Origin of the sequence: Streptomyces sp. NPDC001663 (assembly GCF_042893105.1) — a bacterium.
In the GTDB taxonomy this organism is placed as follows: Bacteria; Actinomycetota; Actinomycetes; order Streptomycetales; family Streptomycetaceae; genus Streptomyces.
Window position 1 is genome coordinate 326,592 of the sequence record NZ_JBIAUR010000001.1, and the last position, 22,914, is coordinate 349,505.

General features: G+C 71.7%; 23 protein-coding genes. 9 read left to right on the top strand and 14 right to left on the bottom strand.

Annotated elements, in window-relative coordinates; genetic code table 11:
- Positions 1–109: 109 nt before the first annotated feature.
- The 6 genes from ACFY1L_RS01550 to ACFY1L_RS01575 all read right to left on the bottom strand — a co-directional run bounded on the left by ACFY1L_RS01550 (position 110) and on the right by ACFY1L_RS01575 (position 4,982).
- On the bottom strand, positions 110–1,060 hold the full coding sequence (locus tag ACFY1L_RS01550; RefSeq protein ID WP_388816451.1) for a catechol 2,3-dioxygenase: 951 nt from the start codon (positions 1,058–1,060) through the stop codon (positions 110–112).
- Positions 1,057–2,169, bottom strand: a complete 1,113-nt coding sequence (locus tag ACFY1L_RS01555; protein WP_388816454.1) for a 4-oxalomesaconate tautomerase — start codon at positions 2,167–2,169, stop codon at positions 1,057–1,059. The genes ACFY1L_RS01550 and ACFY1L_RS01555 overlap by 4 nt, the downstream gene beginning before the upstream one ends.
- Positions 2,166–2,879, bottom strand: coding sequence for a 4-carboxy-4-hydroxy-2-oxoadipate aldolase/oxaloacetate decarboxylase (locus ACFY1L_RS01560; protein WP_388816457.1), 714 nt, complete (start codon positions 2,877–2,879; stop codon positions 2,166–2,168). The genes ACFY1L_RS01555 and ACFY1L_RS01560 overlap by 4 nt, the downstream gene beginning before the upstream one ends.
- Complete coding sequence (locus ACFY1L_RS01565; protein WP_388816459.1) at positions 2,876–3,628, bottom strand: PIG-L deacetylase family protein; 753 nt, start codon at positions 3,626–3,628, stop codon at positions 2,876–2,878. The genes ACFY1L_RS01560 and ACFY1L_RS01565 overlap by 4 nt, the downstream gene beginning before the upstream one ends.
- A gap of 51 nt (positions 3,629–3,679) precedes the next feature.
- A complete protein-coding gene (locus ACFY1L_RS01570; RefSeq protein WP_388816462.1) occupies positions 3,680–4,330 on the bottom strand; it encodes a GntR family transcriptional regulator in 651 nt (216 codons plus the stop codon).
- Positions 4,331–4,484: 154 nt separating this feature from the next.
- Positions 4,485–4,982 (bottom strand): MarR family winged helix-turn-helix transcriptional regulator, encoded by a 498-nt coding sequence (locus ACFY1L_RS01575; protein WP_388816465.1) that lies wholly within the window; start codon positions 4,980–4,982, stop codon positions 4,485–4,487.
- Between the two features lie 272 nt (positions 4,983–5,254).
- Between ACFY1L_RS01575 and ACFY1L_RS01580 the strand changes: the two genes are divergently transcribed.
- The 3 genes from ACFY1L_RS01580 to ACFY1L_RS01590 all read left to right on the top strand — a co-directional run bounded on the left by ACFY1L_RS01580 (position 5,255) and on the right by ACFY1L_RS01590 (position 9,170).
- Positions 5,255–6,289 (top strand): zinc-binding dehydrogenase, encoded by a 1,035-nt coding sequence (locus tag ACFY1L_RS01580; RefSeq protein ID WP_388816468.1) that lies wholly within the window; start codon positions 5,255–5,257, stop codon positions 6,287–6,289.
- 142 nt (positions 6,290–6,431) lie between these two features.
- Positions 6,432–7,631: a sensor histidine kinase gene (locus ACFY1L_RS01585; protein WP_388816471.1), complete on the top strand. Its 1,200-nt coding sequence runs from the start codon at positions 6,432–6,434 to the stop codon at positions 7,629–7,631.
- A gap of 63 nt (positions 7,632–7,694) precedes the next feature.
- A complete protein-coding gene (locus ACFY1L_RS01590; RefSeq protein ID WP_388816473.1) occupies positions 7,695–9,170 on the top strand; it encodes an MFS transporter in 1,476 nt (491 codons plus the stop codon).
- 72 nt (positions 9,171–9,242) lie between these two features.
- On the opposite strand, the gene ACFY1L_RS01595 is transcribed toward ACFY1L_RS01590, so the two are convergent.
- The 4 genes from ACFY1L_RS01595 to ACFY1L_RS01610 form a co-directional block, all read right to left on the bottom strand.
- The gene (locus tag ACFY1L_RS01595) at positions 9,243–10,325 is read right to left on the bottom strand and encodes a maleylacetate reductase (protein ID WP_388816476.1); all 1,083 of its coding nucleotides are present in this window, start codon (positions 10,323–10,325) and stop codon (positions 9,243–9,245) included.
- Complete coding sequence (locus ACFY1L_RS01600; protein WP_388816479.1) at positions 10,322–11,188, bottom strand: intradiol ring-cleavage dioxygenase; 867 nt, start codon at positions 11,186–11,188, stop codon at positions 10,322–10,324. The genes ACFY1L_RS01595 and ACFY1L_RS01600 overlap by 4 nt, the downstream gene beginning before the upstream one ends.
- Before the next feature lie 26 nt (positions 11,189–11,214).
- Positions 11,215–11,808: a hypothetical protein gene (locus ACFY1L_RS01605; protein WP_388816482.1), complete on the bottom strand. Its 594-nt coding sequence runs from the start codon at positions 11,806–11,808 to the stop codon at positions 11,215–11,217.
- A gap of 61 nt (positions 11,809–11,869) precedes the next feature.
- Complete coding sequence (locus ACFY1L_RS01610) at positions 11,870–12,382, bottom strand: hypothetical protein (RefSeq protein ID WP_388816484.1); 513 nt, start codon at positions 12,380–12,382, stop codon at positions 11,870–11,872.
- A 132-nt stretch (positions 12,383–12,514) separates the two neighbouring features.
- On the opposite strand from ACFY1L_RS01610, the gene ACFY1L_RS01615 reads away from it, so the two are divergent.
- Entirely contained in the window at positions 12,515–12,859 is a 345-nt protein-coding gene (locus tag ACFY1L_RS01615; protein WP_388816487.1) for a cupin domain-containing protein, read from the top strand.
- A gap of 23 nt (positions 12,860–12,882) precedes the next feature.
- Here the strand turns inward: ACFY1L_RS01615 and ACFY1L_RS01620 are convergent, their stop codons facing one another.
- Positions 12,883–13,887: a LacI family DNA-binding transcriptional regulator gene (locus ACFY1L_RS01620; RefSeq protein WP_388816490.1), complete on the bottom strand. Its 1,005-nt coding sequence runs from the start codon at positions 13,885–13,887 to the stop codon at positions 12,883–12,885.
- 122 nt (positions 13,888–14,009) lie between these two features.
- On the opposite strand from ACFY1L_RS01620, the gene ACFY1L_RS01625 reads away from it, so the two are divergent.
- On the top strand, positions 14,010–15,167 hold the full coding sequence (locus ACFY1L_RS01625; protein WP_388816493.1) for a Gfo/Idh/MocA family protein: 1,158 nt from the start codon (positions 14,010–14,012) through the stop codon (positions 15,165–15,167).
- Here ACFY1L_RS01625 and ACFY1L_RS01630 read toward each other — a convergent pair.
- Positions 15,151–15,762 (bottom strand): poly-gamma-glutamate hydrolase family protein, encoded by a 612-nt coding sequence (locus ACFY1L_RS01630; RefSeq protein ID WP_388816496.1) that lies wholly within the window; start codon positions 15,760–15,762, stop codon positions 15,151–15,153. The genes ACFY1L_RS01625 and ACFY1L_RS01630 overlap by 17 nt on opposite strands.
- An 8-nt stretch (positions 15,763–15,770) precedes the next feature.
- Positions 15,771–16,802: a LacI family DNA-binding transcriptional regulator gene (locus ACFY1L_RS01635; protein ID WP_388816499.1), complete on the bottom strand. Its 1,032-nt coding sequence runs from the start codon at positions 16,800–16,802 to the stop codon at positions 15,771–15,773.
- Between the two features lie 130 nt (positions 16,803–16,932).
- Here ACFY1L_RS01635 and ACFY1L_RS01640 point away from each other — a divergent pair, with 130 nt between their 5' ends.
- The 4 genes from ACFY1L_RS01640 to ACFY1L_RS01655 all read left to right on the top strand — a co-directional run bounded on the left by ACFY1L_RS01640 (position 16,933) and on the right by ACFY1L_RS01655 (position 21,206).
- On the top strand, positions 16,933–18,096 hold the full coding sequence (locus ACFY1L_RS01640) for a phytanoyl-CoA dioxygenase family protein (RefSeq protein ID WP_388816502.1): 1,164 nt from the start codon (positions 16,933–16,935) through the stop codon (positions 18,094–18,096).
- Positions 18,097–18,112: 16 nt separating this feature from the next.
- Positions 18,113–18,889, top strand: a complete 777-nt coding sequence (locus ACFY1L_RS01645) for an SDR family oxidoreductase (protein ID WP_388816505.1) — start codon at positions 18,113–18,115, stop codon at positions 18,887–18,889.
- Between the two features lie 45 nt (positions 18,890–18,934).
- Positions 18,935–19,939 carry a Gfo/Idh/MocA family oxidoreductase gene (locus ACFY1L_RS01650; protein ID WP_388816507.1) on the top strand — a complete coding sequence of 335 codons (1,005 nt, stop codon included), beginning with the start codon at positions 18,935–18,937 and terminating at the stop codon, positions 19,937–19,939.
- 250 nt (positions 19,940–20,189) lie between these two features.
- The gene (locus ACFY1L_RS01655) at positions 20,190–21,206 is read left to right on the top strand and encodes a Gfo/Idh/MocA family protein (protein WP_388818863.1); all 1,017 of its coding nucleotides are present in this window, start codon (positions 20,190–20,192) and stop codon (positions 21,204–21,206) included.
- Here the strand turns inward: ACFY1L_RS01655 and ACFY1L_RS01660 are convergent.
- Entirely contained in the window at positions 21,161–22,861 is a 1,701-nt protein-coding gene (locus ACFY1L_RS01660; RefSeq protein ID WP_388816510.1) for a hypothetical protein, read from the bottom strand. The two genes, ACFY1L_RS01655 and ACFY1L_RS01660, sit on opposite strands and share 46 nt — an antisense overlap.
- Positions 22,862–22,914 lie beyond the last annotated feature (53 nt).

The window sequence follows — 22,914 nt, forward strand, 5'->3', positions numbered from 1 at the left end:
AGGGTGCCCCGACGCTAGGGACCGAGAGCGAGATTCGTCAACGTTTTTGTCAACAATCTCATCGACAATCAAGGCAGGCAGTCGGGGCGAGGGGGCGGCGAGGGACCTGTCAGGCGACCGGCGGTGTCCCGTGCGTGTGGAACGACTCGATGGTCTTCAGGCCCCAGGCCTGCCCCTTCTTGCGCTCCTCCTCGGTCCAGGTGATCAGCGGCCAGTCGGGCGCGAGGACGAGACGGGTGAGCGGGTTGCACAGCTCGATGCGATTGCCGCCCGGCTCGTAGACGTACAGGAAGAACGTCTGCTGGATGGCGTGCTTGTGCGGGCCCGTCTCGATGAACACACCGGTGTCGATGGCGAGATCGGCCGCGCGCAGGATGTCCTCGCGGGTGTCGGTCGCGAAGGCGATGTGGTGCAGCCGGCCGGCCGAACCGGTCCAGTCCTCGGTGTAGACGACGTCGTACGACTTGTTCGTGTACGTCAGCCAACGCGCCGCGATCCGCCCGGAGTCGAGCTGGATCTGCTCCGTCGGCCGGGCCCCCAGCACCTGTTCCTGGAACTCGGCGTTGGCGAGCACGTCGGCGGCGAGGAAGTTGATGTGGTCCAGGCGGCGGACCCCGACTCCCCCGTTGGGCTTGGCCTGTGGCTGGTTCTTCAGCGCCGGGCGCAGTTCCTCGGGGGCCCGGTAGTGCTCGCTCTCCCAGTACAGCGCGTGCTCGTGGCCGTCCGGGTCGGTCGTCAAGTACAGCTTGCCGAGGCCGGGTTCGTCCTCGACCCACTTTCCGCTGCCGCCCGCCTCCTCGATCGCTTTGATACGGCGGTGGAGGGCGTCCTCGCTCGAGGTGCGCAGGGCAAGCCGGCCGAGGCCGGGACGCTCGCGGGCGGTGAGGACCAGGCTGTGGTGCTCGTAGTCGTCGAAGGTCCGCAAGTAGACCGTGCCGCCGTCCCGGCCGTTGACCGTGAGGCCCAGGTAGTCGGTGAAGAACGCGACGCTGGCGTCCAGGTCCGGAGTGAACAGCTGGGCGTGGCCGATGTGGGCGATGTCGCCGAGCGGCGGAGTCATCGTTGACCTCCTTGGGGTTGTGCAGGGACAGGTGCCGTCTCGGCGGACCTGGGGAAGACGGTGCCGTCGAAGATCTTGCGGGCGGTGCGGACCACGGCGGTGCGGTGGGCAGCGGGCAGGCCGTCGGGAGTGGCTCCGAGGCTGCTTTCGATGTCCAGGAATCCCGTGGGATGTTCTATGCGAATTCGGTCACTATCGGGATCGATCTCCGAAAGCTCCGCACCCACGCTGCCTTCGATCCGCAGGCCGGCGGCCACACTGGCGGCGCCGAGCACGCCGATCGAGGTGTGGCAGCGCACCGGGATGAAGGTGCGGGTGGTCACCACACCGCCGTCCCGGGGCGGGGCCAGCAGGGTGAGCTTGGGCACGGTGGTGTCGGAGACGTCGCCGAGACCCATCAGGCGGCCCGCTTCGAGGCGGATCTCGCGGAGCCGGTCGGCGAGTGCGAGGTCCTCCTCCAGGTCCTTGGGTGCCTCGTAGCCGGTGACCTTGAGGGACGAGGCGGCGATGAGGACCGTCGGCATGCCGTTGTCCACGCAGGTCACCGGTACGCCGTCGATCTCGTCGCGGACGTTGCCGGTGGGCAGCAACTTCCCTGCCCCGGCCGGGAATTCGATGACCACGGGCGCGGCCGTCCCCGGCACACCCGAGATCTCGGCGCCTCCCGTGTAGTCGACACGGCCACCGGGGGTCGGGAAGGTCGCCGTCGCGTGGTCGCCGGTGTTGACCATGCGGATGCGGACGGAGGTCGACTCCTCGCCCGCCGGAACCAGTCCGCGCTCGACGGCGAACGGGCCGATGCCCGCGAGGATGTTCCCGCAGTTCTGACGGTCGCTCACCTCGGGCCGGTCGACGACGACCTGGAGGAACAGGTAGTCGACGTCGGCGTCCGGGTCAGCGGACGGCGAGACCACGGCCACCTTGCTGGTGAGCGGGTGCGCGCCACCGAGGCCGTCGATCTGCCGGTCGTCGGGGCTGCCCATGATGCGCAGCAACAGCGCGTCGCGCAGGGCCGGTTCGGCGGGGAGGTCGCCGGCGAGGAAGTAGGCGCCCTTCGAGGTGCCGCCCCGCATCAGCAGGCAGCGCACCTCCTCGGGCACACTGGTCACGACCGCTCCCCCGCGTCCCCGGCGTACTCCTCGTACGTCTTGTACTCGACGCCGAGTCGCTCGAGGGTGCCCCTCAACCCGTAGCGGTCCAGGCCGAGTTGGCCGTCGAGGAAGGCGGCCCGAGTGGCGGCCTCCTTGGCCTCTCGGGCTTCGGACTTCTCGACGGTCTCGCGGGCGCGCTCACGCGGTACGACCACGACGCCGTCGTCGTCGGCGAGGATCACGTCACCGGGGCGGATGACCTGGCCGTCGATGGCGATCGGCACATTGACCGAACCGCCGGTGGCCTTGACCGTGCCCTGCGAGGAGACCGCCCGGGACCAGGCGGCGAAGCCCATGTCCCGCAGTTCCTGGGTGTCGCGGATACCGGTGTTGAGGACGACACCGCGCACGCCGCGCTGCTGCAGGGCGGTCGCGAACAGCTCGCCGAACAGACCGTCCGTGCAGGGCGAGGTGGTGGTGACGACCAGGATGTCGCCCTCGCCGCACTGCTCCACGGCGGCGTGGATCATGAGGTTGTCGCCGGGCCAGCTCAGTACGGTGACGGCGGTACCGGCGACTCGTACGCCCTCCTGGACGGGCCGAATCTCCGGGCCCAGCAGGCCCGTTCGGCCCATCGCCTCGCTGACGGTGGCCGCACCGAAGCCGGCCAGTGCGTCGACGTCCTTCAGGTCCGCCTTCGGCGGGTCGGTGACGATGACGCCGCTCATGCCAGCTCCTTCGCGATCTGCGGGTAGGGACGCATGTACGCCTCGGCCATGGTCTTGTGGGCCAGGCCCAGATTGGGGCCGGCGTTGCGCTTGAGCTGGACTCCTCGGCGTACGGCGAGGTCGGTGTAGTAGTCCCACAGGTGCTGCTGGGCGCCGAGGCACTCCATGGCCTTGCGCTTGGTGTCCCACACCTCGGTGATGTCGAGCAGGACCTCGGGCTTGAAGCCGCTCATCTCGGGCTGGTGCGGCTCGAAGTAGAAGACCGGCGGGGCGCCGATGATCTCGCCCTCCCCCGGGTAGCCGAGGGCCTGCGCGAGGACGCGGGCCTCCAGCGCCATCCGGTTGGCGGCCGGGTGGTCGCCGTTGTACGGGTCCTCGACCGGGTGGGTGAGCACGACGTCGGGCTGGGTCTCGCGGTAGACGGCCACCAGATGGTCGGTCAACTCGGCGGTGGGGACGAGCGGGTAGTCGCCGGCGTCGAAGAAGCGGACCTCGGCACCCAGGGTCGCGGCGGCACGCTCGGCCTCGTCCCGGCGTATCGCCTTGATCTCCTCCAGCTGTTTGCCCTCGCGCCACGCCTTGGCGGACTCGCCGCGCTCACCGAAGGTCAGACAGGCGATGGTGACCTTCTCCCCGCGGGAGGCGGCCAGGGCGATGGCACCACCCGCCCGCCACACGAAGTCCCCGGCATGCGCGGTGACGACGAGTGTGGAACGTGGATCGGTGGCGGGCGCATTGGCCTGGGTCATTGCTGCAATCTCCTTGATGGACAGGTGGGCGCCCGCCTCGCACCACCGTGATCAGTCGCGCAGCGCCTCGATCACGCTGGTGAGGTGGGCGCGGACGGCCACCTCGGCCGCCTGCGGGTCCCTGGCCCTGATCGCCTCGATCATCGCCAGGTGCTCGTTCAGGGAGTGCTGCGGACGCCCCGGCCTGAGCGCCAACTGGAAGCGGTGGCGCACCAGTTGGGCATTGAGCCGCTCCAGCAGGTCCACGGCCGTCTGCTGGCCGGAGAACTCGCGCACCTTGGCGTGCAGTTCCTGGTTGAGCTCGGAGTACGTCATCGGCTCGCCGTCGGCCACGGCCTTGGTCATCGCCGTGCCCAGCTCCGTCAGCTCGGCGAGCTGCTCGTCGCTGGCGGCGACGGCTGCCTTCGCCGCGCACAGCCCTTCGAGGACCATGCGGCACTCGGTGATGGCGACCGCTTCCTCCACGGTCACCACCCGTACCCGCGAGCCGCGGTTGCGGATCCGCTCGACGAGGCCCTGGGCCTCCAGATCGATCAGTGCCGCACGGATGCTGGCCCGTGTCACACCGAACTGCTCGGCGAGCTCGTTCTCCACCAGCCGCTGCGCCGGTGCCATCTCGCCGTGCAGGATCGCCTGCCGCAGCTGCGCGAGCGCATGCTGTTTGGCCTGCTCTCCGGTGCTCGGACGGGCTTCTTTCGGCATCGTTGCCCTCCCTGAGTGAGTGCCTGTCGAACCTAAATCTAGCCAAACAAGATTGTCAACAATTTTGTCCGCTTCATTGCAGGCACGACTGGCAGGCACGACTGGCAGGCACGACCGGCGGCAATGGCCGGCCAGGACGACGAGGGGCCCGCCGTCAAAGGACCGTCGGCAGCGGATCCTCGGCATGGGCGACGAAGTCGTCGACCAACCGATGGAAGAGCGCGGCGAGTTGCTCCAGGTCCTCCCCCGACCACTCGGCCAGCGCCACCGCCAGACCGCGGCGGCTCGCCTCGCGGATGCGCCGGACGGCCGCCAGGCCGAGGTCGGTGAGCTGGACGCGCTGGGCCCGGCGGTCGTCCGGGTCGGCGATACGGATCACATAGCCGCCCTGCTCCAACTGCCGCAGCTGGCGGGTGACATGGGAGGCCTCCACCGACAGGCGGACCGCCAGCACACCGGGACGCAACGGCTCGCTCTCGGCGATGTACCGCAGGATCGCGACGGCCGCCCGGTCGAGCGGCAGCCCGGCCAGAGCCATCAGGCGCTCGTGCTGCCGGGCCCGGCCCGCCAGGTACGTGACACGTGTGAGTGCCTGCTCGATGTCACTCACGTTCGCCGGGACGGGTACTGAGGCGGGTCGATTCGCGGGCATGTACTCGAGAGTAATTCTACTTGCCTAACTTAAGCAATATCCAGATGGTTGCTTGACTTAAGTAACTCCACTGTGCTTGCCTAAGTCAAGCAAGCCAGTCAGCACGCAGACCGGGGCCGCGTCGAGCGGAGGCGGCCCCTGTGCGCCGACTCCGTGGGGACGGGGGACGGCGCGGTCACCGGGTCCGGCGGCCGGGACACTCCCCCCGTCCGGCGCCGGCCCCGGTGACGCCTCTCTCCCACGCTCCCCTCCCTTCAGAAAGCGAGCCCTCCATGGCCACCATGAAGTCCGTCAAGACCGGCACCCGGGACCACATCGACCTGGTGGACGTCGAGCGTCCCGTACCGGGCCCGAAGGACGTCCTGGTCAAGGTCCGCGCCTGCGGCATCTGCGGCACCGACACCTTCTTCCTGCACCTGGGCGGCATGCCCGCCGGCGCCGACGGCTCCATGCGCTCCATCCCCCTCGGCCACGAACCGGCCGGCGAGATCGTGGAGGCGGGCGCCGAGGTCACCGACCTGAAGGTGGGCGACCGGGTGGTGGTCAACCCGCAGGGCGTGCCCTCCGGGATCATCGGGTGCGGTGGTGCGCACGGCGCCATGAGCGAGTACCTGCTGCTGGAGAACGCCGAGGCCGGCAAGACCGTGGCCGTCTTCCCCGACACCGTGCCCTTCGACGTCGCCTCGCTGAACGAGCCGATGGCCGTCGCCCGGCACTGCGTCAACCGGTCCGGGGCGAAGGCGACCGACAAGGTCGTGGTCTTCGGTGCGGGACCCATCGGGCTGGGGGCGACGATCTGGCTGAAGCTGCGCGGGGTGCAGCACGTGGTCGTCGCCGACGTCATCCCCGAGCGGCTCGAGACCGCGTTGGCGGTGGGTGCGGACGCCGTCATCAACTCCGCCACCGAGGACGTCACCGCCCGGCTGACCGAGCTGCACGGCCCGGCCGCCAACGCACTCGGGCAGCCCCGTGCGGGCACCGACATCTACATCGACGCCGCCGGGGTCGCGGCCGTCTTCAACGCCACCGTGGACGCCGCCAAGTGGGGGGCCAAGCTGGTCATGGTCGCCGTACAGAAGAAGGGTGCGGACATCGATCTCGGCGGGATGCTGCGCAGTGAGCTGACGCTGATCGCCTCCCAGGGGTATCCGACCGAGATCTTCGAGGTGACGCCGGAACTGGTGGAGCACCATGAGCGGTTCGCGAAGCTGATCAGTCATCGGGTGCCGTTCGGTGAGGCCGAGCGGGCGTTCGGGCTGGCGATGACGCCGGGGGCCGCCGAGAAGGTCGTGGTCACCTTCGAGTAGGCGGCGCCCGGGGTGCGGCTATTGGCGGTGCCGCGATGGGGTGTTGGCCGTCTGCCGCGCCGTCGCGGCTTGTCGCGCAGTTCCCCGCGCCCCTGTCGGGGCGCTCCTCCCCACGGCGCTTTGAACAGGAACCCCCACTTCCATGATCGACAATCTGCCGCGTCCGCCTCGCGGACGCCCCCAGCCCGTCGATGCGGTTGTCGCCGCCGCTCTCTTCGCCTGTTCCTTTCCCGGCAGTCTCGTCACCCTTCCCGGGCAGGACCTCGGGATTCCCTGGTGGCCCGGAGTCCTGCTGGCCGGGGTCTCCTGTCTCGCGCTCCTGTGGCGGCGCGGACGGCCCCGGGCCACGGCCGTCGTCACCCTCGTCTGTGCCGCGGTCGCGTCCGTGCTCGGTTATCTCCTCACCGTGCTGCTGCTCGGGCCGCTCATGGTCGCGCTGTACTCGCTGGCTGTCGGTACCGACCGGAAGACCGCCAACACCTTTGCCGTCAGCGGCATCGCGGTGCTCGTCGGCACGGGGCTGCTAAGCGGCCCCACCGGTGAACCACTCGTCCTCAAACTGCTCGGTCCCGCCGCCTGGTTGCTGTTGCCGACCTCGCTCGGCACGGTGACCCGGCTGCGTGCGGCCTACCTGGATGCCGTGCAGACGCGGGCCGAGCATGCCGAGCGGACTCGGGAGGAGGAGGCGCGGCGGCGGGTCACGGAGGAGCGCATGCGTATCGCCCGTGATCTGCACGATGTCGTCGCCCATCATCTGGTGCTCGCCAATCTCCAGGCCGGCGCTGTCGCCGGGCAGTTGCCCGACCGGACCGGCGAGGCCTCGCGGATCGCTTCCGACCTGACCCGCACGACCGCGGCTGCGCTGCGTGAACTCAAGTCCACCGTCGGCCTGTTGCGGCAGGACGGCGATGCGGACAAGCCTCTGGAGCCCACGCCGGGGCTGGCCCGACTCCCCGAGTTGGCGGCCTCGTTCGAGAACGCCGGGCTCGAAGTCACCGTCACCACCGAGGGCGAGCCCGGTGCGCTCTCCGCGGGCGCCGACCTCACGGCGTACCGCATCGTGCAGGAAGCCCTCACCAACGTCACCAAGCACGCCGCCGCCCGCGAGGCCGAGGTGCGGCTCGTTTACTCCGAGGGTCGGCTGGAGCTGACGGTCGCCGATGACGGAAGGGGGACGCGGACCCTGCCCGCTCCCCCCGGCGGCGGCTACGGCGTCGTGGGCATGCGCGAGCGTGCCCATTCGGTCGGCGGCCGTATCCGCGTCGGCCCTCGGCCCCGGGGCGGCTTCGAGGTCGTCACCGAGCTGCCGCTCGAGGCACACCCCGAACTTCCACTTGCTTAAGTCAATCAATTCTGTATATGCTTGCGTAAGTCAAGCAATGAACCCCTTGCCGGAGGCCCCGCCATGTCCGAAGCCCTTGCCCGACCCGCCGACGCGGGGACATCGGCCCCGCCGAAGCCGAACGCCGTGGTGGCGGTGCTGGCGCTGGCCGGAATCGTCGTCTCGCTGATGCAGACCCTGGTCATCCCGATCGTCCCGGAGCTGCCGACGCTGCTGCACGCCTCGGCCTCCAACACCGCCTGGGCCGTCACCGCCACGCTGCTCGCCGCCGCGGTGGCCACCCCGGTCATGGGCCGTCTCGGCGACATGATCGGCAAGCGGCGCATGCTCCTGGTCAGCATCGTGCTGCTGGTCTCCGGCTCCGTCGTCGCCGCGCTCACCGACTCCCTCGTGCCGATGATCATCGGTCGTACCCTGCAGGGCCTCGCGGCCGCCGTGGTGCCGCTCGGCATCAGCATCATGCGGGACGCGCTGCCGGCCGACCGGCTGGCCGGGTCCACCGCGGTGATGAGCGCCTCGCTGGGTGTGGGCGGTGCGCTGGGGCTGCCGGCCGCCGCGTTCATCGCCGACCGCTGGGACTGGCACATCCTGTTCTGGACCTCGGCCGTGCTCGGTGTCGTGACCTTCGCGCTGGTGCTGCTGATCGTGCCCGAGTCCAAGGTGCGCACCGGGGGCCGCTTCGACCTGGTCGGTTCGCTCGGTCTGTCCGCCGGGCTGGTCTCCCTGCTGCTGGCCGTCTCCAAGGGCGGTGACTGGGGCTGGACGTCCGGCACCACGCTGGGTCTGGGCGCCGCCGCCGTGGTGATCCTGGGTGCCTGGGGCTGGTGGGAGCTGAAGGCGAAGCAGCCACTGGTCGACCTGCGTACGACCGCCAAGCCGCAGGTGCTGTTCACCAACCTGGCCTCGGTCGCCCTCGGCTTCTCGATGTTCGCCATGTCGCTGGTGCTGCCGCAGCTGCTGCAGCTGCCGACCCAGACCGGCTACGGGCTCGGCAAGTCCATGCTGACGGTCGGCCTGGTGCTCGCCCCGCAGGGCCTGGTCATGATGGTCATGTCCGCCGTGTCCGCGAAGGTCACCCAGGCCAAGGGCCCGAAGGTCACCCTGATGATCGGTGCGCTGATCGTGGCGGCCGGTTACGCCCTCAACATCGTCCTGATGAGCGAGGTCTGGCACCTCGTCCTGGTGTCCTGCATCATCGGCGCCGGCATCGGCTTCACCTACGGCGCCCTGCCCGCGCTGATCATGGGCGCGGTCGACCCGTCCCAGACCGGTGCCGCCAACAGCCTCAACACCCTGATGCGCTCACTGGGCACCAGCTTCGCCAGCGCCCTCGCCGGGGTCATCCTGGCCCAGATGACCACCGACTTCGGCGGGCACGCACTGCCCTCGGAGAACGGCTTCAAGGTCGTCATGGCCATCGGCGCCGGAGCCGCCCTGCTCGCTTTCGTCGTCGCCTCCTTCATCCCGCGCCGGCAGACACCGGCCCAGGTTGCCGAGGACGCGACCGGACAGGTGGAGGCAGCCACCGCGAAGGCGTGAGGCCCAACTGCCCCACAGACGGCCGTCGTTCCGCTCCCGCGGTGCGGCGACCGTCTGTCGTGTGCGGGCAGCTCAGCCGTTCACGGCCGCCGGTGGGGCGCCCTCGTACGCCGCCCGCAGCACGGCGAGCGCCCCGTCGGCCGTGACCTCGCGCGGGTTGGCGTAGGCCTGGCCGGCGGTCTGGGCGGCGGCCACCGCCAAGTCGGCCTCCTTCAGGCCGAGTTCGGCGAGGGAGCGGGGTGCGCCGAGGCGTTCGGCGAGCTCCCGCAGGGCGCGCGGGGCGTCGTCGGTGTCGAGGGCGCGGGCCACGGCGGCGGCCGCGTCCGGGACCGCGGGGGCGTTGTAGGCCAGGGCGTACGGCAGGACCACCGTGTGGGTCTCGGCGTGCGGCAGGCCGAAGGTGCCGCCGAGGACATGGCAGAGCTTGTGGTGCAGGCCCATGGTCGTGGCGCCGAGGCAGGAGCCGCACAGCCAGGCCCCGTAGAGGGCGCGGCCGCGGGCCTCGACGGAGTCCGGGGCTTCGGCCACCGCGGGCAGGGCGCCCGCCATCGCCCGTACGCCCTCCTGGGCCATCAGCGCGATCAGGGGCGAGGTGTCGGGGGCGTAGAGCGCCTCCACGGCGTGGGCGATCGCGTTGATGCCGCTGGTGACGGAGAGCGGGACGGGGAGGGAAAGGGTGAGTTCGGGGTCGTAGACGACGCTGCGGGGCAGGACGGACGGGTCCCGGCCGGTGCGTTTGGCGCCGTGTTCGGTCAGGCCCCAGACGGGGGTCATCTCCGAGCCGGAATAGGTGGAGGGGACCGCGATCAGGGGCAGGCCGGTGCGCAGGGCGATCGCCTTGCCGAGGCCGATCGAGGAGCCGCCGCCCACTGCGACACAGCCGTCGGCGCCGGCCGCGCGGGCCGCCTCGACGGCGCGGTCGGCGACCTCGACGGGGACGTGCATACGGGCGCCGTCGTGCAGGCCGGCGCAGGCCGGGCCCAGCGAGTCGGCGACGGCCCGTGCGGTGTCCGCGCCGTGGCTGCCGCACACCACCAACAGCCGCCGCAGACCGAGCCGTTCGGCCTCGCCGGGGGTCGCGGTGGTGGCGGCGCCGGGCCGGAAGACGACCCGGGCGGGCCGTGACTCGTAGGAGAAGTCGAGGTGGTGCGTCACGAGCGTTCCAGTACGAGGTCGAAGCGGGCGTGGCGGAAGGGGTTCGGGACGCCGAACTCCTTGGCCAGGGAAGGGTCGTCGGTCTCGGCGAAGTCCTGGACCAGGCTCGGTTTGACGGCGAACACCGCGTCGGAGTCGAGGTAGTCGCTGCCCTCGACGAAGATGTGCGTGGTGACCGGCACATGCCCTTCGGCCGTGGCGATGAAGTGGATGTGGGCCGGGCGGTAGGGGTGGCGGCCGGTCTCGCGCAGGAGGCCGCCGACCGGGCCGTCGGTGGGGATCGGGTACGGGCTCGGCACGCAGGTGCGGAACTGGAAGCGGCCCTCGGCGTCCGCGGTGAACAGTCCGCGGCCGTTGCCCGGCGGCTGGACGTCCGGCTGCTGGACGTCGTAGAAGCCGTTCCCGTCGGCCTGCCAGACGTCGACCAGCGCGCCCGGCAAGGGAGTTCCGTCCCGGGACAGGACCCGGCCGCTGACCACGCACGGCTCGCCGCCGCCCACCAGGTCGATGTTCGCGCCGAGTTCACGCACCGGCGACTCGGTCATGTGGAAGGGGCCGAGGACGGTCGACTCGGTGGCGCCCGGGGCGCGGTCGCCGTTGATGGTCTCGACGAGCATCGACAGGCCGAGCACGTCCGACAGGAGGATGAACTCCTGCCGGGTGTCCGTGCAGGTCTGCCCGGTCGCGGTGAGGAAGGCGATCGCGCGCTCCCACTCCTGCTGGGTCAGGCCGGTCTCGCGGGCGAAGGAGTGGAGGTGGCGGATCAGGGAGCTGAGTAGTTCACGCAGGCGCGGGTCGGCGGTGGCGTGCAGGCTGCGCACCGCCTCGTCCGTGACCGTCGTGTGGGTGGCGTCGGTGGCCATGCGGGCTCCCTTCCCCGGTGCGCGGTTCAGCCGAACCAGACGACGAGCCGTACGTTCTCGTCGTCGGGCCCGGTCGCGAGCTCGCGCATCGCTCTCCAGATCCTTGCCCAGCATCCCTCGTCCGGCGGGGCGAGCATCCGCGCGGTGAGCATCACGGGCCGGTACACCGCGCCGTCCAGGTGCACCTCGCCGCCCGGGGGCCACTCCGGCGGGGCGAGGAGCAGGGTCCCGCCGAAGGTCCTGGCGGCGGCCTCGCGAAGGCCCGGAGTCACCCGAACGAGGTGCTCGCCCAGGGGGTCGGACTGGTGCGCCCAGTACCAGGCGGGCCGCGAGGCCAGGGGCGCGTCCCAGTCGACCGCGGTGACCTCGGCCCAGGTGACGTAGGTGTGACTGTGCTGGTAGTCGCCGATGCCCGTCTCCCGTACGGGATCCGAGATGTCGTCCGGCAGCCCGCGGTCGGCGAAGAGCGCCCGCTCCACGTCTCCCGTCCCGCGGACGCCGAAGAGGCAGTCCCAGGCGACGTAGTCCCGCGGCGGCCGGAAGTCCAGCAGGTCGACCTCTACGTCCCAGCGTCCGTCGGCAGATCGGCGCTCGATGGCACCGTCGATGTCCGTCCCCACGCGACGAGACCTTAGTGCAGCGCACGGGGGCGCAGGACCTGTCTTTCGGATCAGCCCGGCGTCATTTGATGATCGCGTTCGCCACGACCACGATCACGCCCAGGAGCGCGTCCACGAGGCCGATGAGCACCGCGACGGGCCACGGGCGCTTCGACCACCTCGCCGTCACCAGACCCAGCGTGAAGAGCAGCGCGATGTTCAGCGTGAACGCCGGGTACTCCACGTCGTTCGCGGGCCACCAGCCCCAGCCCGCCCCGGCGAGGATCAGCACCGTGGGCAGCACCGCCGTGACCAGGGGCCACTCGTCGGCCAGGGCGCGCAGGGAGTCCCAGCGGCGGTGCGGTGTGCGCTCGGCGATGTAGTGGGCGTAGCCGTGGGCGAGGGCGGAGGCGAGTGCGGTGACCAGGAGCCAGAGGGCGTCGTAGCGGCGGGTGTCGCGGGAGGTGTGGCCGTACTGGGTGAGCGCCGCGACCATGGAGCAGGCCAGTACGGCACCGTAGACGCCGCCGAAGAGGACCGTCTCGCGGGTGTCGTGCTGTCGCGGGGCGGCTACGCCCGCCGTGGTGTCCACCATGCATTCCACGATCACCCGCGCCCGAGAGGTCCGCCAGTTCGCGACCGCCGCGACGAAGTGTCCTCCCACCTGCGCCGATACCGCACACAGTGTCCACGCCCGGCCGACCGGCGATCTCGTTAGGGTCGCCGCATGACCCACAGCTTCGTTGTGAACATCCCCGACGCCGAGCTCGAGCCCGAGCCCCTCGACCCGGAGCAGATCGTGTCCGGGACACCCGAGGTGACCGGGAAGGTGGTCTGGGAGTCGGCGGACGGGAAGCAGATCCGCGGCATCTGGCAGATCACGCCCGGCGTCGTCACCGACACCGAGGCGGACGAGCTGTTCGTCGTGATCAGCGGCTCGGCGACCGTCGAGGTCGAGGGCGGGCCGACGCTGACGGTCGGACCCGGCGACCTGGCCGTCCTGCGCGAGGGTGACCGGACGACGTGGACGGTGCACGAGACGCTCAGGAAGGCGTACGCCATCAACCTGTGAGCGCCTGCAAGGCGTGAGCGGCATCAACCGGTGAGCGGAGCCGCCGTCGTGCCGCGGATCTCCAACGTCGGTGCCGTCAGGTGCAGTCGGCCCGCTCCCCCGGGCCGCTCGAAGCGGTCCAGGAGGCAGCGGGCGGCACGCCGGCCGAGCTCGTGGCCGGAGCTGTCGACCGTGGTCAGCCAGACGTGGCGCAGGCGGGAGATGCTGGTGTTGTCATAGCCGACGACGGACACGTCGTGCGGGACGCGGAAGCCGAGTTCCTCGGCCGCCGAGAGGGCGCCGACCGAGGCGATGTCGTTCACGGCGAACACGGCGGTGGGCCGCTCCGGGCGGCTCAGCAGCCGGACGGCGGTGCGGTAGCCGCCCTCCTCGGTCATGTCGCTGGGTTCCACGAGCCCCTCGGCCGCGAGGCCGTGCGCCCGCATCGTCGCCTCGAAGCTGCGCCGGCGCAGTTCGCCGACGGCGCCGTAGCCCGCGATGTGCGCGATGCGCCGGTGGCCGAGCCCGATGAGGTGCTCGGTGACCAGCCGCGCGCCCGTCTCGTCGTCGCCGGCGACGACGTCCACGCCGGGCGGGGCCTGTTCGCGGGCGCCCGCGACGACGACCGGGATGCGCTCGGCGGCCGCCCCCAGCGCGGCCGGGTCGGGCAGGGTGCCGACGACGACCAGGCCGTCGACCCGCAGGTCGAGGAGCGGGTCGGCGGGGTCCTGGCCGACGCGGCGGTTGAGGCGGGCGTCCGCCAGCAGCATCCGCAGGCCGTTGTCGTGCAGCAGCGAGTTCAGCCCGTCGAGCAGCTCGACGAACCAGGGGTTGCGCAGGTCGTTCAGGAGCACCCCGACCGTGCGGGTGCGCTGCTCGCTGAGGCTGCGCGCGGCGGCGTTCGGCCGGTAGCCCAGCTCCCGCACCGCCCGCTGCACGGCCTCCCGCTTCTCGGGCCGCACCTGCTCGGAGCCGCGCAGCACGAGCGAGACCAGCGACTTGGACACACCGGCCCGCTCGGCCACGTCGCGGATCGTCGGCGGTTTCATGTCCTGGACCGTTCCATGAGCTTCCGTGGCTTGTCAAAGGGTTCGGGGAGGGTTGACACCAGGCCGATGTCCCGCTCAGGGTGGGCTGGACAGATTGTGGACCGGTCCAAAGAGGGGCTGTCATGGTGGATTCCCTGGGTGTCGCCGTCGTCGGGTTCGGCTGGATGGGGCGGGTGCACACCCAGGCGTACGCCCGCGTCCTGCACCACTACCCGCAGCTCGGCCTGCGCCCTGAGCTGGTCACGGTGGCCGAGGACGTGCCCGGCCGGGCGGAGGAGGCCGCCGCGCAGTTCGGCTTCGCGTCCACGACCCGCGACTGGCGTGACATCGTCAAGGACCCGCGCGTGCGGGCCGTGTCCATCACCGCCCCCAACTTCCTGCACCGGGAGATCGGTGTCGCGATGGCGGAGGCCGGCAAGCACATCTGGATCGAGAAGCCGGTCGGTCTGAGTGTGGCGGACGCGCAGGCGGTGGCCGACGCGGTCGCGCGCGCGGGCGTGCAGAGCGCGGTGGGCTTCAACTACCGCAACGCACCTGCCGTGGAGGCCGCTCGCGAGCTGATCGCCTCGGGTGGGATCGGCACGGTCACGCATGTCCGCGTCCGCCTGTTCAGTGACTACGCCGCCCACCCCGAGGGTGCCCTGACCTGGCGCTACGAGAAGGAACGCGGCGGCAGCGGCGTGCTGGGCGACCTCGCCTCGCACGGCGCCGACCTGGCGCGGTACCTACTCGGCGACATCGCGTCGCTGACCGCCGACACCGCCGTCTTCATCCCGGAGCGGGCCCGCCCGACCGGCGCCACGGCCGGCCACACCCGCGCCACCGGCGGCGAGTTGGGCCCGGTCGAGAACGAGGACTACGTCAACTGCCTGCTGCGCTTCGCCTCCGGAGCCCGTGGTGTCCTGGAGGCCTGCCGGGTCTCGGTCGGCGAGCAGAACAACTACGGCTTCGAAGTGCACGGCACCAAGGGCGCGGTGTTCTGGGACTTCCGCCGCATGAACGAGCTGGGCGTCAGCCGCGGCACGAGCTACCAGGACCAGCCCGTCAGCACGGTCCATGTCGGCCCGGGCGACGGCGAGTTCGCCGCCTTCCAGCCGGGCGCGGCCAACGCCATGGGCATGGACGACCTGAAGGTGATCGAGGCCCACCGCTTCCTGCGCTCGATCGCGGAGGGCAAGCCGTACGGGGCCACGCTCCCGGACGCCGTGCGCAGTGCCGCCGCGCTGGAGGCGATGGTGAGTTCGGCGGAGAGCGGCTCCTGGGTCAGCGTTCAGTCATAGCGGCAAGCGACTCCACGCCTTTGGCGAGGGCGTCGACGACGGACCGGGGTGGGTTGTCCCGGACTCCGGACGCCCATCTCCGCCGCCGGGTCCTGGCCGCGAGCGGGAGTTCCACCTGCACGCCTCCGCCGCGGGTCAGGTTCACCGGGTTCCTGGCGTGCAGGCCGCGCAGGGACACGGGGATCTCGTCGAGGTCCGTGACCGCCTCGAACTCCGGCCGCAGAGTGTCGAGTTCGTCCGCGACCAGCCGCGCGGCCGGACGGTTGCCGCCACCGAGGAAGATGGACCGGGGCGCCGTAGGCCTCATGTGACCGTGCAGGGACACCACGACGGTCACATGCGCCAGGAACTCCCGCAGCAGCCCGCAGTGCTCGACCGCCATGCGCGGCGACGGGATGTGCACCGGCTCCGGCACGCCCGGCTGGGTGAAGACAAGAGTGGTGGCATCGCACAACTCGCCCACTGACCGGGCGAGTTCGGCCGTGCCGCCCTCGTTGCTGCCGTGCAGTGCGAGAAGTCCGGTGCCGCCGCCCAGGGTCAGGGTGGTGAGCAGCCGAACGCCCTCGATCTCCACCTGCTCGGTCCGTGTCGTCACCCAGCACCTCAACTCGTCGCCTGCGGGGGCATGTTGTACGGCGTGACCACCTGGATCGCGGACGGCGGCGTCGGTCCCGTGGGCGGCAGCGCGTCGTGGGCGCGCATGACGACGTGGCAGGCCTCGCGCATGTCCTGGCGCAGGTCGTGGTGGAGGACCGCGGACAGGCGGTGCTCGCGCAGCAGGCGGGTGTTGTCGTGGTCGAGGTCGTGCGCGACGAACACCGCGCACTCGCGGCCGAGGTCCTCGAAGGCGCGCAGGGTGGCGATGTTGCCGCCGCCGATGGAGTAGACGGCGCGGATGTCCGGGTCGCGTGCGAGGGCGGCGCGGACGAGGTCGTACTGGGTGGCGTCGAGGCCGTGGCCCTCGGCTATCTCGACGAGCGCGCGGTCCGGGTGGTGGGTGCGCATGGCGCTGCGGAAGCCCATCTCGCGCTCCTCCTCGTTGCGGAAGAAGCCGCTGCTGAGGCTGGTCAGGACATTGCCGGGGCGTTCGCCGAGCCACTGGCCCATGAGGTACGCGGCGGTCGCGCCGGCCGCCCGGTTGTCGATGCCGACGTAGGCGAGGCGGGCGGTGGCGGGCAGGTCGGTCACCAGCGTGACGACGGGGATGCCGGCCTCCGCGAGGCGCGCGACGGCGGCCGTGATCTCGGGGACGTCCGGGGCCTTGAGGATCACGCCCTGCGAGCCGCGCCGGGCTATCCGGTCCAGGATCCTCGTCAGCTCCGTCACGGGGCCGGTCTCCCGGAAGTGGAAGCGCGAGCGCACCACCGCCGGGTGGAGCGACGGCAGCTCGGCCTCCAGGGCGGCCCGTACGGCGGTGGAGAACCGGTCGGGTGTCTGCATCACGATGTCGATCATGAAGGTGCGGCCGACCAGCCGGACCTGCGTGCGCTGCCGGTCGAGGTCGGCTATCGCCTGCTGGACCTCCCGCGCGGTGCTCTCGCGGACCCCGCCCCTGCCGTTCAGGACCCGGTCGACCGTCGCCTCGCTCAGGCCCGCCTGACGTGCGATCTCCCGGATCGGGAAGGGATGGCCCATACGGTGGCTCCTTGAGGGGTTTTTGATGGCCGCCTGCTGGTTGTTCGACGGGTTTGTAATGACAAGAATGACAGCGCGACCCGGCCCTGTCACCGAGGGCTGTGTCGTCCCTCCGACCGAAAGGACACCGATGTCCTTCACCTCCGTGGAGCACCGCGCCTGGCTCTCCGAGCGGGACTGCGACCTCAGCGACTTCCGCGGAATCGTCGAGCGGACCACCGCCCTCGCCGACTACCCGCACGCCTCCGCAGTGGAGCGGAACGTCCTGATCTACGACAGCGAGCGGCTGCGCAAGGCCGAGCAGCGCCCGGTGCGGGCCGAGCTGGTGCGGGCCCTGGCCGACGGACCCGGCATCGTGGTCTTCCGGGGCGCCTTCCCCGACCCGTCCGTCGTCGACCGGCTCGGTGCCGTCTTCGAGGCCCTGATCGCCGAGCAGCACGCCTCCGGCGCGCACGCCGGAGACCACTTCGCCAGGCCCGGCACCAACGACCGGGTGTGGAACGCGCTGGAGAAGGCGGCCCTCTACGACCCCGAGGCCTTCGCCGACTACTACGCGAACGACATCCTGGCGCTGGTCTCGGGGGCCTGGCTCGGCCCCGGTTACCAGGTCACCTCGCAGGTCAACGTGGTCAACCCGGGCGGCGCGGCGCAGACCGTGCACCGGGACTACCACCTGGGCTTCCTCTCCAACGAGGCCGCGGCGGCCTACCCGGCCCATGTGCACGTCCTCTCCCCCGTGCTCACCCTCCAGGGCGCGGTCGCGCACTGCGACATGCCCGTCGAGTCCGGGCCGACGATGTACCTGCCGTACTCGCAGCAGTACGAGCCCGGCTATCTGGCCTGGCGGCTGCCCGAGTTCCAGGCGTACTTCGAGGCCCATCACGTCCAGCTCCCGCTCGCCAAGGGCGACGCGGCCTTCTTCAACCCCGCGCTGTTCCACGCGGCCGGCACCAACCGCACCGCCGACGTCCGCCGCACGGCCAACCTGCTGCAGGTGTCCTCGGCGTTCGGGCGGGCGATGGAGACGGTGGACCGCGAGGCGGTCGCGAACGCCGTCTTCCCGGTGCTGCTCAGGCGCCGGGCCGAGGGCGTCGGCGAGGAGTGGCTGGAGCACGTGATCGCGGCGAGCGCCGAGGGCTACCCCTTCCCCACCAACCTCGACAGCGACCCGCCGGTCGCCGGCCTCGCCCCGCCCTCGCAGGCGGACGTCGTACGGCGGGCGCTGAGTGAGGGATGGGCTCCCGGGACTCTGCGGGACGAGCTGCGGGCCGGCGCCGAGCGCCGCGAAAGCTGAAAGGACCTGTAAAGACATGGGACTTCTCGACGACAAGGTCGTGCTCGTCAACGGCGGCAGTCAGGGCGTCGGCGCCGCCGTCGCACGGGCCGCGGTCCGTGAGGGCGCGATCGTCGCCGTGACCGGGCGGCGCCCGGCTCCCGGCGAGGCGCTGGTGACCGAACTGACGGCCGCCGGCGGCAAGGCGATGTTCGTGCGGGCCGACCTGTCGGACGCCGAGCAGGCGAGGACGGCGGCGGGCGACGTCGTCGCCGCGTACGGCCGGATCGACTGCCTGGTCAACTCCGCGGGCCTGACGTCGCGCGGCACGCTGCTCGACACCACGCCCGAGCTGTTCGACCAGCACATCGCCATCAACCTCAAGGCACCGTTCTTCGCCATGCAGGCCGCCGTCGCGGACATGGTCTCCCGCAAGGCGCCCGGCACGATCGTCAACATCATCACCAGCTCGGCGCACGGCGGACAGCCCTTCCTCGCGCCGTACGTGGCCTCGAAGGCCGGCCTGATCGGCCTGACCCGCAACGCCGCGCACGCCCACCGCTGGGACAAGGTGCGGATCAACGGCCTCAACATCGGCTGGACGGCGACCGAGGGCGAGGACGTCACGCAGAAGACCTTCCACGACGCCGACGACGACTGGCGCGAGGAGGCCGCCGCGAAGCTGCCGATGGGCAAGCTCGGCCAGCCGGACGAGATCGCCGACTTCGTGGTCTTCCTGCTGTCGGACCGGTCGGGCGTGGTCACCGGATCGGTGATCGACTGGGACCAGAACGTACTCGGCGGACTCGACTGACCTCTCCCCTCCGCTCGTAGGAAACACTCAAGGAGCTGCACCCCCATGCGTATCGGAATCCTCGGCCTCGGCCGCATCGGCGCCTTCCACGCCGAGACCCTCTCCGGGCTCGACGTGGTCGAGTCGCTCGTCCTGACCGACCCGTTCGCGGACGCCGCCAAGAGTGCCGCGGAGCGGTTCGGCGGCGAGGTCGTGGACTCGCCTCAGGCCCTGCTGGCCGCCGGTGTGGACGGCATCGTGGTCGCGGCCGCGACGGACGCGCACCCCGGGCTGATCCTGGCCGGGGTCGAGGCCGGCATCCCGGTCTTCTGCGAGAAGCCCGTCGCCAAGACCATGGCCGAGGGCGTCGAGGTCCTCAAGGCGGTCGAGGGCACGAACGTGCCGATCCAGATCGGCTACAACCGCCGCTTCGACGCCGGTTTCGTCGCCGCCCGCGCCGCCGTGCAGAGCGGCGAGCTGGGCAAGCTGCACACCGTGCGGTCGACCACGCTGGACCCGGCGCCGCCGCCGGCCGCGTACATCGCCGCCTCCGGCGGCATCTTCCGCGACTGCAGCGTGCACGACTTCGACATCATCCGCTGGGTGACGGGCCGCGAGGTCGTCGAGGTGTACGCCGTCGGCGGCAACCGCGGCGCCGACTACATCAAGGACGCGGGCGACGCCGACACCACCGGCGCGATCCTCACCCTGGACGACGGCACCATCGCGGTGGTCTCCAACTCCCGCCACAACGCCCGGGGTTACGACGTCCGGATGGAGATCCACGGCTTCCAGGACTCCATCGCGGTGGGCCTGGAGGACAAGCTCCCGCTGCGTTCGGTCGAGCCCGGCGTGACATTCCCGGCCGGCACCCCGCACGACTTCTTCATGGACCGCTTCACCGAGGCCTACCGCGCCGAACTCACCGCGTTCACCGAGGTCGTCGCCGGTTCCCGCCCCTCCCCCTGCACGGTGGCGGACGCGCTGGAGGCCGGCTGGATCGCCGACGCGTGCACCCTGTCGCTGCAGGAGCACCGCCCGGTGACGATCGCCGAGGTCCGCACCGCCTGACGGCGCCCACGGGTCTCGTGTTCCGGGCGCTGGGCGGCCTCCGGCGCCCGGAACACGAGTGTGTCGACCATCTGAGTTGATGTACCGGCAGCCCGAACTCCTCGGCCACGCAGGCGCGTTCACCGTCGCGGGCGGCTTCGACACGCTGTGGGGGCGGGTCGCCGAGGAGCTGAAGGACGTACGGCCTGGACTTCCCGCCGGCGGGCGGCACACTGACTCTGCACGAACCGACCGAGGAGGAACGGACGTCATGAGCGAACCGGTCCGCGACCCACTGCGCATAGGCGTCCTGGGCGCCGCACGGATCACCGAACGCGCTTTGATCGACCCGGCCCGGACGACCGGCCACCGCCTCGTCGCGGTGGCCGCCCGCGACCGGTCCCGCGCCGAGGCCTTCGCCGCCGAGCACGGCGTGCAGCGGGTCGCGGACTCCTACGCCGACCTGCTGGCCGACCCGGAGGTCGAGGCCGTCTACAACCCGCTCGCCAACGGCCTGCACGGGCCGTGGAACCTCGCCGCCCTCGCGGCCGGCAAGCACGTCCTGAGCGAGAAGCCGTCGGCGAGCAACGCCGAGGAGGCCGCCGAGGTACGCGAGGCGGCCGCGAAGGCCGGCACGGTCTTCATGGAGGGCTTCCACTACCTCTTCCACCCGGTCACCCGGCGCCTGCACGAGCTCCTTGAAAGCGGTGAACTGGGCGAGCTGCAGCGGGTGGAGACGCTGGTCGCGATCGGGGCCCCCGGGGACAGCGACCCACGCTGGTCGCTGCCGCTGGCCGGCGGCGCCGTAATGGACCTCGGCTGCTACAGCCTGCACGCGGTACGGATGCTGGCGCCCTGGGCGGGCGGCGCACCGCGGCTGGTCTCCGCGCGGGGCGGGGAGCGGGCGGGTGCACCCGGGGTCGACGAGTGGCTGGACGCCGAGCTGGAGTTCCCGGGCGGGGCCACCGCATCCGCCCGCTGCCACATGGCCTACGACGGCCTGGAGATGAGCTGCCGGATCGTCGGAACCCGGGGCGAGGCGCTCGCACCGAACTTCGTGCTGCCGCACCTGGACGACCGGGTCGTGGTCCGCACGGCGGACGGCGAGCGCACGGAGCGGCTCGGGACCCGGTCGTCGTACACCTACCAGTTGGAGGCGTTCGCGGCCCGGGTGCGCGAGAACGCCCCGCTGCCGCTGGACGCGGACGACGCACTGGCGACGATGACGCTGATCGACGCCTGCTACCGGGCGGCGGGGTTCGAGCCTCGGCCGCGGACGCGGGTGTAGACGAAGGTCGGGTAGGGCTCTCCGGTCGCCCGCTGCCACACCTGTACGACGCTCTCCCGTTCCGCGCGGATCTCGGCGAAGGCCGTGACGCAAAGGGCGTGCACGTCCGTGCCGTCCGCGCGGCGGGTGAGGGCGAGCAGGGAGCGCAGGGCGGCGACCGCCTCGGCGGTGCGGCCCGCGCCCAGGTGGGCGTGGGCCGCCTTCTCGAGGGTGGCCGCCAAGCGGGAGTGGGTCCGGGCGAGCTCGGCGGTGTGGTCGCCGCCGTCGTCGATCAGCTCCCGCAGGGCGGTCTCCGCCTCCTCGTAGCAGGCCAGGGCCTCGGTGTACGCGCCGGTGCCGCGCAGGGCCTGGCCGAGGACGCGCAGGCGGCGGGCGGCCAGGGGCTGGTACGTCGTCCAGTCCCGCTCGGCCAGCCGCCGGGTGAGCGTCACCGCCTCGCGGGCGGTGGCCACGGCCGACTCCGGTTCTTCGGCGTTCTGTTGACGCAGGCTCAGATTCGCGAGGAGCCAGGCGAGTTGCGGCTCGTGATGCTCGGGATCACGGTCGGCGGCCCGTCTGGCGACGGTCACGGCGCGCTCGCCCTCCGCCAGCGCGGACCGAGGGTCGCCGGTCAGCCCGAGGCAGCGGGCGATGTCGTTGAGCGTGTCCGCGAGCAAGGGGTCGTCGGCACGACGGGTGTACACGTCGGCCAGCTCGCGCAGGGCGGTCAACTCGTCCTCATACGCCCTGAGTTCGTCGAGCACGGCGATCAGTCCGTCCAGCGCGGAGGCCAGCTGCGACGCGCCCACGGCTGGACTGCGTCCGGCGAGCCGGTGGGCCTGGGCGACCGCCTCCTCGGCCGTTTCCCGCCCGTCCGCCGGCCGTCCCACGGCACTCTCGCAGACGGCCAGGTCGGTCAGAAGCTCCACCCGCAGCGTCAGAACGACGTCGGGCGCGGCCCACACGATCGGCCCGGTCACCGCCTCGCGGGCCTCGGGGCCGACCGCCAGCGCCTCCTCGTACCGGCCGAGAACCCGCAGCCCGCGCACCAGTTCGGCGAAGACCCTCGGGTGGTCCAGGTAGAGGTTCGCCGACTCCCCCACCGACATGGACCGCAGGAGGGAGGCGCACTCCTCGTACACGGTCACGGACTCCGCCGTGCGGCCGAGCGCGCCCAGCGCGAGTGCGTGGATGCGCAGGGCGCCCGGCAGATTGCCCAGGCCCCGTTCCCGGCGGGCGGGAGCGGGGGCGCGACGGTACGACTCGACCGCCTCACGCGCCGCTTCCAGCGCCTCCTCGGGCCGGCCGCCGAACAGCAGCGCCTGGGCGCGCGTGTGCAGGGCGAACGCGGACTGCGTCGCCGACGGCCGCGCGCCCGGCATCGCGAGCGCGCCGTCCGCCGCCGCGCACGCCTCCTCGTACCGCCCCGACAGCAGCAGCCCGTGCGCCCGCAGGAGCAGGGCGCGCGCCAGCCGGTCGGCGTCGGCCGACGGGTGGTACAGGGCGACCAGTTCCGCCGCCCACGCCGCTCGGCGCGCCGCCGGCGGCGGCCGCAGCAGCACCCAGCGGGGCATGACGCACCACGACAGTGCCGCACCGAGCAGCGGACGGCCGACTCCCGGCGCCAGCCGGGCCATCGCGCGCGGCACCGGCAGCAGGATCCGTACGAGCCCCATCCGCAACCCCCTTCGCCGTCACACAGAGGACGGCCGGGAACGCGTGGAAGTTG

Excerpts from the sequence above, each read along its gene's own strand:
- ACFY1L_RS01550 (WP_388816451.1), bottom strand. The coding sequence starts at position 1,060 with ATGACTCCGCCGCTCGGCGACATCGCCCACATCGGCCACGCCCAGCTG.
- ACFY1L_RS01560 (WP_388816457.1), bottom strand. The coding sequence starts at position 2,879 with ATGAGCGGCGTCATCGTCACCGACCCGCCGAAGGCGGACCTGAAGGAC.
- ACFY1L_RS01565 (WP_388816459.1), bottom strand. The coding sequence starts at position 3,628 with ATGACCCAGGCCAATGCGCCCGCCACCGATCCACGTTCCACACTCGTC.
- ACFY1L_RS01570 (WP_388816462.1), bottom strand. The coding sequence starts at position 4,330 with ATGCCGAAAGAAGCCCGTCCGAGCACCGGAGAGCAGGCCAAACAGCAT.
- ACFY1L_RS01575 (WP_388816465.1), bottom strand. The coding sequence starts at position 4,982 with ATGCCCGCGAATCGACCCGCCTCAGTACCCGTCCCGGCGAACGTGAGT.
- ACFY1L_RS01580 (WP_388816468.1), top strand. The coding sequence starts at position 5,255 with ATGGCCACCATGAAGTCCGTCAAGACCGGCACCCGGGACCACATCGAC.
- ACFY1L_RS01585 (WP_388816471.1), top strand. The coding sequence starts at position 6,432 with ATGATCGACAATCTGCCGCGTCCGCCTCGCGGACGCCCCCAGCCCGTC.
- ACFY1L_RS01590 (WP_388816473.1), top strand. The coding sequence starts at position 7,695 with ATGTCCGAAGCCCTTGCCCGACCCGCCGACGCGGGGACATCGGCCCCG.
- ACFY1L_RS01600 (WP_388816479.1), bottom strand. The coding sequence starts at position 11,188 with ATGGCCACCGACGCCACCCACACGACGGTCACGGACGAGGCGGTGCGC.
- ACFY1L_RS01610 (WP_388816484.1), bottom strand. The coding sequence starts at position 12,382 with ATGGTGGACACCACGGCGGGCGTAGCCGCCCCGCGACAGCACGACACC.
- ACFY1L_RS01615 (WP_388816487.1), top strand. The coding sequence starts at position 12,515 with ATGACCCACAGCTTCGTTGTGAACATCCCCGACGCCGAGCTCGAGCCC.
- ACFY1L_RS01620 (WP_388816490.1), bottom strand. The coding sequence starts at position 13,887 with ATGAAACCGCCGACGATCCGCGACGTGGCCGAGCGGGCCGGTGTGTCC.
- ACFY1L_RS01625 (WP_388816493.1), top strand. The coding sequence starts at position 14,010 with ATGGTGGATTCCCTGGGTGTCGCCGTCGTCGGGTTCGGCTGGATGGGG.
- ACFY1L_RS01635 (WP_388816499.1), bottom strand. The coding sequence starts at position 16,802 with ATGGGCCATCCCTTCCCGATCCGGGAGATCGCACGTCAGGCGGGCCTG.
- ACFY1L_RS01640 (WP_388816502.1), top strand. The coding sequence starts at position 16,933 with ATGTCCTTCACCTCCGTGGAGCACCGCGCCTGGCTCTCCGAGCGGGAC.
- ACFY1L_RS01645 (WP_388816505.1), top strand. The coding sequence starts at position 18,113 with ATGGGACTTCTCGACGACAAGGTCGTGCTCGTCAACGGCGGCAGTCAG.
- ACFY1L_RS01650 (WP_388816507.1), top strand. The coding sequence starts at position 18,935 with ATGCGTATCGGAATCCTCGGCCTCGGCCGCATCGGCGCCTTCCACGCC.
- ACFY1L_RS01655 (WP_388818863.1), top strand. The coding sequence starts at position 20,190 with ATGAGCGAACCGGTCCGCGACCCACTGCGCATAGGCGTCCTGGGCGCC.
- ACFY1L_RS01660 (WP_388816510.1), bottom strand. The coding sequence starts at position 22,861 with ATGGGGCTCGTACGGATCCTGCTGCCGGTGCCGCGCGCGATGGCCCGG.